We start from the raw sequence: 9,160 nt of genomic DNA, 5'->3' as shown, positions 1-9,160 counted from the left end.
GAGACGATCAGCGCGAGCGCGCCGTTGTTCACGACGAGAGTGTGATATCCGGCCGGTGCCACGAAGACCCGGCCGGCGACCAGGCGGTCCCCGTCGCGGGCCGTCGTCACCGGCAGCACGGTCCGCTGCGCGAGGATGCGGTGGTGGCCGAGCTGACCGCCGCGTCGGTGATGACGAAGCGAGTGGTTACCGTCAAGCCGGAAACGCCTTTCGGGGAACTCGTCACCACCATGACCGCGGGTCACGTCCGTGCGGTACCTGTCGTCGACCGGTACGGCCAGCCGATAGGCGTCGTGTCCCGGGCGGAGCTGACGCCCCAGCAGGACCTTCCCCGCGAGCAGGGCGGCGGTGACGATGCCGGCTGGCACCGCGCGCGAGATCTGAGTGCGACGGAGTTGATGACCACCCCGGTGCGCGCGGTCCACGCCGCCGAGCCGGTGAGCTTCGTGGCGCGGCTGTTCACAACAGCGCGGCTCAGTCGTCTGTTCGTCGTCAACTGGGACAGCCGTCTCGTCGGCGTCGTGGCACGTCGCGACCTGCTGCGTGTGTATGTGCGCAGCGACGACGAGCTGCGTTCTCAGATCGTGGCGGTACTCCACGCGGCCGACATCACGTCGGCACCGGTCGACGTGCGGGTGGATGGCGCAGTGGTGACCGTGGCCGGTGCGGTCGCTCGTTCCAGCCAGGCGGGCGTGATCGTCCGGATGGTTCGAGCGCTTCCCGGTGTGGTTGACGTCTGCGACAATCTCCGCTACCTCGTTGACGACGTGGTGCTCTGCGGGGCGTTCACCGCCGGGTCGCTGCGGGCTCAACGGACCGGCGCCGCGCGACCGGAGAAGAGTTGGTCGGCGCCGGCGGCGAGCGCGCGCGCCTGACGCGCCTCGCGTCCTGAGCCCAACGAACGGACGCAGGGCGCGCGGAGAACCTTTTCCGGCGACACGTTCTCCGCCGGCCGTTGCGTGTCATGTCCGGATCAGCTGACCCGTGAAGTCGGGTCACCACCTTTCGCCGCTGCGGTACCGGTCATTCATCGCCATGCCCCGCTGTGCTGTCCCTTTAGGACAGCACAGCGAACGCGTTCGTTGGGCCCGGTGCATCGGGGACCTCCGCCCCTGCCGTACTCCGTGCCGGGCCGCTCAGGATGAAGGCGGCCGAAGGGAGGGCGTGCAATGCGTGCACATGCAGGTGATTGGTTGATCCTGGAGCAGGCCGTCCTCGGTCGGGAGGTGCGTCGGGGCCTGATCGAGGAGGTTCACTCGCCCGACGGGGCGCCGCCGTACTGGGTGCGGTGGCTCGACACCGGGCACGAGGCGCTGGTGTTTCCCGGGCCGGACGCACACGTGCAGACCGCGGCGGAGTTCGCGGCCGGCACGCAAGCGTCGCAGCGTGTCGCGGAGGTTCAGGAAGAGGTCGCCGCTCCGCGGAGGCGAACATGACACACACGTCGAGTTCGTTGTTTCGCCGGTGGGGACGGCTGATCTGGCCGTTCCACAACCCGCTGGCACGCGGGACCGACCGCATGGAGAGCGCCGCGATGATCGTCGTGCTCCTCGCGGCACTCCTGCTGGTGCCGGTCATGCTCGTGATCGGGTCGCTCGTCCGTGCGGACCTGCTGGACTCGAGCGAGCGGGACGCGAATAACCGGCACGAGGCGGTCGCGGTCCTCGTCGAAGACGCACCCGTGAGCAGCACCGGCGGGTATGTGGCCGTCGTCGCTGGCAAGTCCTACGTCATGGCCCGGTGGACGCGCCCGGACGGAAGGACCGCCACCGCCCCGGTTCTCGCGAGCGACGGCCTGAAAGCCGGTGCGAAGGTTGACATCTGGCTCGACCGGTCGGGCCGGCTCGCCGACAAGCCCCTCAGCCCGACCGACGCCGACGCCGGCGGCGCGCTCGTCGCCCTCACCGGCTGGCTCACCGCCATGGTCATGCTCGCCCTGACGTTCACCGGGCTGCACCTGCTGCTGGAGCGTTGCCGGCGCCGTGCCTGGGACCGCGAGTGGGCGGACGTCGAGCCGGGCTGGAACAACAACCGGCGCTGACCGCGGAGGTTGCCATGAGGAAGAACGTGCGGGTCACCGTCCACGACGGCGTGGTCACCCTCGACGGTGTGTTGTTCAGCCGACGGCAGGCCGAAAGTATCGCCCGGGCCGCGCTGGCCGTGCCGGGAATCGTGGGGCTGCGCAACAACCTGCGCTACGCAATCGACGACGTCGCCGGCCGCGGCACGGCATGGACGAGCATCCGGCCGTAGCGACGATGTTCCGGAGACGTCCGCGCACGAGCAGGCGAGGTCCGGATCGCCGTGCGCCACCTGCGGCGCGGCATGGTCGCGCCCGCGAGTTCAGCCTGTTCGCCCGCAAGCTCCCGGCGAGCCGCGGGTTCCAGGTCGCGGCGGGCCTGCACGGTGTCTCGACATGCTGGCACGGTTCCAGTCCGGTGAGCCGGAGCCGGGGTATATCGAGGAGCACATCCGGCTGCTCAGCTGACCTGGAAGCGTTGCGCCGGCTCGAGTTCACCGGAGATGTGTGGGAGCTGTGTCGGACGGCGACGTCGGCTGGGTGTTCATCTCCGCAAGGTCGGCATCGAGTCGCTCGCGCCGGAAATCCCCGTGCGCACGTCGGAGGACGCGACCCCAGGATGGACGTTGGACCAGCTCATGGCCGCATATCCGGGGCTGGATCCGGCGATGCCCCACCCAGGCCGGTCGCACGCACCGGTGCCGGGCAAGCCCGATGCGGTGTACCGGATGGGGATGGACGCGGACCGGCTGGCGACCATCTATCTACAACTGGCGGACCAGTCCTGCTACGAGTGACCGCCGCGGCTCACGGGTGCGCGAGATCGACGTACACGACTTGGTGGCCGTTGGGCATGCGGTGGCTGCCGACCCGGAAGCCGACCTCGCCGGTGAGGCCGAGCGCGATCGACACGTAGCCCTCGTAGTCGCCGTTGACCACGTAGGCGTTCAGCGCGTGGTAGGGCACGGTGACCGCGTGGTCCGGCAGGCCCGGCACTTCGTGCGCCTCAGCCGGGTGAAACACGATCTGGATGAACGCCCGCCCACGGAGGTGCACCGGTTCGCCCGAGGCATCCTCGACGATCGCCGACCGGTAGCCGACCCGGTATCCAGGCAATGCGTCGAACTCGGTCGCGATCCGGTCGTAGCCGCCCTCGGGGTGGGCGCCGACGCGGATCGCGGTGAGCCTGGGTGCCGGCGGGACCGTTCCTCGGAACGGCTGTGACACGTCGCGGGTCGGCCACCGCGGCGCGGGTGCCGGCGTGCGGGTCGGCCGCGGCGCAGTCGTGGTGACGGTCGGTGTGGTGGTGGCCGTCGGTGCCGCACTCGCGGCGGGCCTGCTCGTCGTGGTCGTGGACACCGCCCCGCCCGGGGTACCGCCCCCGCAGGCCGCGACGGCGAACATCCCCAGCAATGCCAACAAAGTTGCGAACTTCGACATACCTTCAGAATCGTCCCGGTCCCGGCCGCCGCCACGGACCTTCCGGCCCTGATCGCCGGGGCCTTTGGCCCGGTTCGCCGGCCGCGCAACCGGCCCCAGCATCAAGGCATGAGGGAGAACGAGCTCGATCAGCTCGTGCATGGGCTGGTCGACCTGATGTCACAGGTCGGCAGCGTGCTGCGGGAAGCGACTATCGCGCTGCTCGACGCGGACGACGGCCTGGCCAGAGCGGTGCTGGCCGACGACGAGATCGTCGCATTGCGACAGTCCGAGACCGACGCCGTCGCTCTGGGCCTCCTCCTCGACCGTGACCAGCCGGTCGCCACGGATCTGCGTACGATCGTCGCCTGTCTGCGAATGACCGCCGACCTGCGGCGGATGGCGGCGCTGGCCAGCGACATCGCGCGGATCGCGCACCTGCGCCATCCGCGTCGGGTGGTCGACGAGCACCTGGCACCCGCGGTGATGGCCATGGCGGACCACGCGCTGCGCGTCCTCGCCGCCGCCGGACGCGCGCTGGCGGACCGGAACGTCGCCGCGGCCGCCGGGCTGGCATGCGAAAGCGACGAGACGGAACGTCTCCAGCAAGAGCTGTATCGCGGCGTCCGAACCGAGTCCCGCCGCATCGACACCGAGGACGTGGTGAACATCGCGTTGGTCTGCCGGTGCTACGAACGCTACGCGGAACACGCCGTCGAGCTCGCCAACGGCATCGCCTCCCTCGCTGGCGCACGTCCGCTCGACACGGCCGGGCCCGTCCGCACCCCGGCGGCCTGACATGCTCACCGATGTCAGCTGTCGCGACGCCCACACACTGTCCGTTGCGGACACCACACGCAGCCTCGGCGCCGACCGCGAGACGGGGTTGTCCACCACGGAGGCGACGCGGCGGCTCGACCGGTTCGGCACGAACGTGGTCGACATCGGCCGCGGCCCGGGATGGTTGCACCGCTTGGCGGCCCAGTTCCACAACCCGCTGATCTATGTCCTGCTCGCCGCCGCCGTGACGACAGTGGCGTTCGGCGCGTTCGTCGACGCGGGCGTCATCGCAGGCGTGGTGGCGCTCAACGCCGCGATCGGCTACGTGCAGGAATCTCGCGCACAGCGGGCCCTGGCCGCCCTCTCCCGCCTGGTGCCGGCGGAGACGACCGTGATCCGCGACGGTCAGCCGCGCAGGCTGCCCGCGGCCGAGCTGGTGCCGGGCGACACCGTGCTGCTCGCCGCGGGGGACCGGGTGCCGGCGGACGTGCGGCTCGCCGAGGTGCGGGCCTTCGAGGTGGACGAGTCCACGCTCACCGGTGAGTCCGCGCCCGTGCCGAAGGGGACCGCCGCGCTGCCCGCGCGAACCGCACTCGCCGACCGGGTCAACATGGCGCACGCCGGCTCCGTTGTCACGCGCGGCTCGGCGGTCGCGATGGTCGTGCACACCGGACCGGCCACCGAGCTCGGGGCGATACATCGCCTGGTGTCCGGCACCGCGACCGTGCCGACGCCGCTGACCCGCAAGCTCGCCGGGTTCGCCACCCAGCTGAGCATCGTCATCGTCGGCGTGGCGGTGCTGACGTTCGTGGTCGCGCTGGTCCGCGGGATGCCGCTCGCCGACGCGTTCACCGCGGTCGTGGCACTCGCGGTCGGCGCCATACCGGAGGGCCTGCCAGCCGCCGTGTCCATCGTCCTGGCGATCGGCGTCGTACGGATGGCCCGCCGCAGGGCCGTCGTGCGGCACCTGCCGGCGGTCGAGACACTCGGCAGCACGACGGTGATCTGTACGGACAAGACCGGCACCCTCACCGAGAACCGGATGACCGTGACCGACGTTGTCGCCGGTGGCCGGGACGTCGCGCCGGCGCGAGTGGAGACGGCTGGCCTCGAATGCCTGACCGCGGGAATCGCGTGCAACGACGCGACCCTGCGCCGCGAGGACGGCCGGTGGGTCGCCGAAGGAGATCCGACCGAGACCGCGCTCGTCGCCGCGGCCCAGCAGGCCGGACTCGATCCCGGCGCCGTCGTCCGGGAACTGCCGAGGGACGACGCATTGCCCTTCGACCCCGCGCTGCGGCTCATGGCCACCGTGCACCGGCGGGCGGACGGCAGCCGGGTCGGTTACGTGAAGGGGGCGGTGGAGGAGGTGCTGGACCGGTGCGTGACGGAGACCGGCGCCGGCGGGCCCATCCAACCGGTCGACCGCGACGCCGTGCGACGCGCGCAGGCGAACCTCGCGCGGCGCGGGTTGCGCGTGCTCGCATTCGCGCGGTTCACGCCGGCCGCCGGCCCCGTCGCCGGGCAGGTAAGGGGCGCGACGTTGCTCGGGCTGCAGGCGATGCACGACCCGGCCCGCCCCGAGGCGGCGAGCGCCGTCACGGCATGCCGGACGGCCGGCGTGCGCGTCAAGATGATCACCGGTGACCATGCCGACACCGCGCGAGCGATCGCCGAGTCGGTGGGCGTCGCCGATCCGCACGCTCCGGCCGCGGTGCTCACCGGCGCCGAGCTGACCCGGCTCGACGATGCGAACCTGGCCGGCACGGCAGACCGGACGGAGGTCTTCGCGAGGGTCTCGCCGGAACAGAAGCTCCGGCTGGTGCGGGCACTGCAAGCACGCGGTCACGTGGTGGCGATGACCGGGGACGGAGTAAACGACGCCCCGGCACTGCGCCGGGCGGACATCGGGGTCGCCATGGGTGCCGGCGGCACAGACGCCGCGCGACAGGCCGCGGACATGGTGCTGCTCGACGACGACTTCGCCACCATCGAAGCCGCGGTCGAGGAGGGCCGGGGCGTGTTCGACAACCTGCGCCGGTTCATCGCGTGGACCGTGCCGACCAACATCGGCGAGGGCATGGTGATCCTGGTGGCCGTGCTGCTCGGCGTCACGCTGCCGATAGTCCCGCTGCAGATCCTGTGGATCAACATGACCACGGCGGTCTTCCTAGGCCTCACGATGGCGTTCGAGGCCAAGGAGCACGGCATCATGCGGCGCCCGCCGCGCCCGCCGGGCCAGGCCCTCCTCACACCGATCCTGTTGAGGCAGATAGGCCTGGTCACCCTCCTGCTCGTGATCGCCGCGTTCGCCGCGTTCCACTGGGAGGTGGCCACGGGAGGCTCGGTGGCGCAGGCCCGAACCACGGCGGTCAACGTGTTCGTCTGCGTGCAGATCGCGTACCTGTTCAACTGCCGGTCGCTCGGCCGGAGCGCGTTCACCACCCGCGCCCGCAACCCCATGCTGCTCGCCGGCATCGGTGTCACGATCGCGCTCCAGGCGTTGTTCACCTACGCACCGGCGATGAACACCCTTTTCCACACGGCACCCATGGACCCAGGTGCCGTCCTGTGGGCGATCGGCGCGGCCCTGGCCGCCTTCCTGGTCGTGGAGGCGGACAAGATCGTCTGGCGATCACAGCGCCGTCGATGAACGGAGGATGAGGTCAGATGTGTGATTGCTGCGGATGCCAGGCGCTACCCGCGATCAGCTTGCTGACTCAGGAGCATGATCACGTGGCGAACCTTGTCAGTCATGTGCGTGCCGCCCACGAGCGGGGGGACGTTCCGGAGATGGCGACGCTCGCGACACAGATCGCCGCCGTGCTCGGACCGCATACCACCGTGGAGGAGGAGGGCTTGTTCCCCGTACTGGCCGGCGAATTCTCCGGTCAGTGCGACCGGCTGGTCGGCGAGCACCGGCGGATCGAACAGGTGCTCGGCGAGGCGGCCGACGGCGTGCCCTCCGACCCCGACTGGCCCGGCCGGCTCATGGCGGCGCTGTGGCAGTTGCGGGAACACATTCTCGACGAGCAGGACGACGTGTTCCCCACGGCGCTGTCCCGGCTCGAGCCAGCTGACTGGGACGCGGTCGACGCGATCCGTCAGCGGGTCGCGACCACGTTGCCGGCGGCGCGCTGATCGCCCGCCACGTGCCGGCTACCCCGGTGAATCCCGACCGCTGCGCTGCGCGGCCCAGGGCGTGCGGCCACGCGAATACGCGCACGAGCAACGTCAAGGTCGACCTTCCCCGCTTGCGCGCCGCACGCTGAGCCGCCGGCGAACCCACCGCCGCAGTCGGCCCGGTGCCTTCGGTGCGCTCTCGAGGCGTTGTTTGAGGCCTGCCCAGATCTCCGCTTCCTGCAGGCCGCCGGCACGGGCGACGAGCGGGCTGAGAAGCCCCAACATGCCCTTGGGTCGCGCGTTCCAGCACCAACGCAGCCGGACTCCGCCCGCGACCGGCTCGAACGTCATCGTCCCTTGAATCTGGGCGGACGCCGTGGTGGTGGTCGAGCCCAGCAACCGCGGGCCTGTCGTAATCGTCGACGTGCACATTCATCGCGGTGTGCCGGCGCTCCGCCGTCGCGCGATGATCGTCGATCCTTCGATTCTGGCCATGACTACCTCCCGTACCCACGCCGGCCGGGGCCCGCGCTGATATGAGTGCCGAAGGTTCCGTTCCGGAAAGCCTTGTGCCTGTTGAGAATCGGCCGCTTGGACCTATCCCGGAGCCAACCAAAGCTGGCAGGCTCGAGACGACCACTCACTGGGGGACACGCCAGCGCGGGCGCTGCCGGCGCGGTCCGTCGTGCCATCACACGGGGATCAATGGAGCGCCGATGAACGGATGCTCGCGCCGCACACGTCGCCTCGCGGGGCTGATCGCGGCAGTCTCGTTCGCATCCGTCTTACTGGTACCTCCGATGCTGTCGCCGACTCCGGTGGCCGCTGTCGCCGGAGCGGAGACGGTGACGGTGACGGCCCGAACGCGGGCTGGCTGGCTCGACCCGGCCTGGACCTACCGCAGGCCGGTCGTCGTCACGAACACCGTCGCGCAGGAGCGGACGAACCAGCAGGTGACGGTCGGCCTGAGCGCCGCGAGCTTCGACTTCGCGCACTCGTCTGGAAAGGACATTCGATTCACCGACAGCGACGGTACGACGTTGCTGCACCACTGGACCGACACATACAACACAACGACGCGTACGGCGTGGTTCGTGGTACGGGTGCCGTCTTTGCCGGCCTCCGCGGCGAAGACCATCTACCTGTACTACGGGAACCCGAGCGCGGCCGACGGCAGCAGCGGCGCCAAGACGTTCGCGTTCTACGACGGGTTCGAACGGATGACCAACGCGCCGACGCCGTTGACCATCCCGACCTACGAGGGCTCCGGCCAGGCCACCCATCCGGACGTCGTCCACTTTCCCGCCGGCTGGCACGGGTTCCGGTATTGGATGTCCGACACCCCGTACCCAGGTAGCCACGACCAGTTCGAGAACCCGTCGATCCTCGTGAGCGACGACGGCCTGAACTGGTCCGTACCGCCCGGCGCGGTCAACCCGCTGGTCCCGGCGCCTCCCTGCGACCACAACAACGACCCGGACATGCTCTACAACGACGCGACGGGCGAGCTGTGGATGTACTACCTCGACACCCGCCGGGCCGCGCACTGCACCGGCCACGAGAGCCAGCCCTACTATGACCACAACTACCTGAAGCTGATCAAGTCCGCCGACGGCGAGCACTGGACGGCCCCGGTCGTGGTGATCGACTGGCCGCTCGGCGCGCAGCCGCTCTACATCTCCCCGTCGGTGGTCAAGCAGGGAGCGGCCTTCTACCTGTGGACCGTGGACTCGGCGACCAAGAAGGTCCGGGTCGCCTCGTCCACGGACGGTGTCACCTTCGGCACGTTCCAGGCGGTCGACATCGCCGACAATGTTT

Annotated in this window: 10 protein-coding genes; 9 read left to right on the top strand and 1 reads right to left on the bottom strand. The window is 70.3% G+C overall.

Features of this window, described 5'->3' with window-relative positions; genetic code table 11:
- Positions 1–143 precede the first annotated feature (143 nt).
- From VH969_RS20670 to VH969_RS20650, 5 genes are all read left to right on the top strand, one after another.
- Complete coding sequence (locus VH969_RS20670) at positions 144–875, top strand: CBS domain-containing protein (RefSeq protein ID WP_331976664.1); 732 nt, start codon at positions 144–146, stop codon at positions 873–875.
- Between the two features lie 294 nt (positions 876–1,169).
- Complete coding sequence (locus VH969_RS20665) at positions 1,170–1,436, top strand: DUF1918 domain-containing protein (RefSeq protein WP_331976662.1); 267 nt, start codon at positions 1,170–1,172, stop codon at positions 1,434–1,436.
- Positions 1,433–2,041: an Rv1733c family protein gene (locus tag VH969_RS20660; protein WP_331976660.1), complete on the top strand. Its 609-nt coding sequence runs from the start codon at positions 1,433–1,435 to the stop codon at positions 2,039–2,041. Before VH969_RS20665 ends, VH969_RS20660 begins: the two co-directional genes overlap by 4 nt.
- Before the next feature lie 14 nt (positions 2,042–2,055).
- Positions 2,056–2,253 (top strand): BON domain-containing protein, encoded by a 198-nt coding sequence (locus VH969_RS20655; RefSeq protein WP_331976658.1) that lies wholly within the window; start codon positions 2,056–2,058, stop codon positions 2,251–2,253.
- Between the two features lie 357 nt (positions 2,254–2,610).
- On the top strand, positions 2,611–2,817 hold the full coding sequence (locus tag VH969_RS20650) for a hypothetical protein (RefSeq protein WP_331976656.1): 207 nt from the start codon (positions 2,611–2,613) through the stop codon (positions 2,815–2,817).
- 10 nt (positions 2,818–2,827) lie between these two features.
- Here the strand turns inward: VH969_RS20650 and VH969_RS20645 are convergent, their stop codons facing one another.
- Positions 2,828–3,460: an AMIN-like domain-containing (lipo)protein gene (locus tag VH969_RS20645; RefSeq protein ID WP_331976654.1), complete on the bottom strand. Its 633-nt coding sequence runs from the start codon at positions 3,458–3,460 to the stop codon at positions 2,828–2,830.
- Positions 3,461–3,568: 108 nt separating this feature from the next.
- Here VH969_RS20645 and VH969_RS20640 point away from each other — a divergent pair, with 108 nt between their 5' ends.
- The 4 genes from VH969_RS20640 to VH969_RS20625 form a co-directional block, all read left to right on the top strand.
- On the top strand, positions 3,569–4,237 hold the full coding sequence (locus VH969_RS20640) for a phosphate signaling complex PhoU family protein (protein ID WP_331976652.1): 669 nt from the start codon (positions 3,569–3,571) through the stop codon (positions 4,235–4,237).
- 1 nt (position 4,238) lies between these two features.
- Positions 4,239–6,872, top strand: coding sequence for a cation-translocating P-type ATPase (locus tag VH969_RS20635; RefSeq protein WP_331976650.1), 2,634 nt, complete (start codon positions 4,239–4,241; stop codon positions 6,870–6,872).
- A gap of 17 nt (positions 6,873–6,889) precedes the next feature.
- On the top strand, positions 6,890–7,360 hold the full coding sequence (locus VH969_RS20630; RefSeq protein WP_331976648.1) for a hemerythrin domain-containing protein: 471 nt from the start codon (positions 6,890–6,892) through the stop codon (positions 7,358–7,360).
- Between the two features lie 833 nt (positions 7,361–8,193).
- Positions 8,194–9,160, top strand: a 967-nt coding sequence (locus VH969_RS20625) for a DUF2341 domain-containing protein (RefSeq protein WP_331976646.1), incomplete at its 3' end; no start/stop codon positions are given.

The sequence above is a fragment of the Actinophytocola sp. genome, assembly GCF_036555685.1.
GTDB lineage: Bacteria > Actinomycetota > Actinomycetes > Mycobacteriales > Pseudonocardiaceae > Actinophytocola.
Note: the sequence above shows the minus strand (reverse complement) of the source record. Positions and strands in the feature narration are given on the sequence as shown.

Coding starts and splice junctions, on each gene's coding strand:
- VH969_RS20665 (WP_331976662.1), top strand. CDS start 1,170: ATGCGTGCACATGCAGGTGATTGGTTGATCCTGGAGCAGGCCGTCCTC.
- VH969_RS20660 (WP_331976660.1), top strand. CDS start 1,433: ATGACACACACGTCGAGTTCGTTGTTTCGCCGGTGGGGACGGCTGATC.
- VH969_RS20655 (WP_331976658.1), top strand. CDS start 2,056: ATGAGGAAGAACGTGCGGGTCACCGTCCACGACGGCGTGGTCACCCTC.
- VH969_RS20645 (WP_331976654.1), bottom strand. CDS start 3,460: ATGTCGAAGTTCGCAACTTTGTTGGCATTGCTGGGGATGTTCGCCGTC.
- VH969_RS20640 (WP_331976652.1), top strand. CDS start 3,569: ATGAGGGAGAACGAGCTCGATCAGCTCGTGCATGGGCTGGTCGACCTG.
- VH969_RS20635 (WP_331976650.1), top strand. CDS start 4,239: ATGCTCACCGATGTCAGCTGTCGCGACGCCCACACACTGTCCGTTGCG.
- VH969_RS20630 (WP_331976648.1), top strand. CDS start 6,890: ATGTGTGATTGCTGCGGATGCCAGGCGCTACCCGCGATCAGCTTGCTG.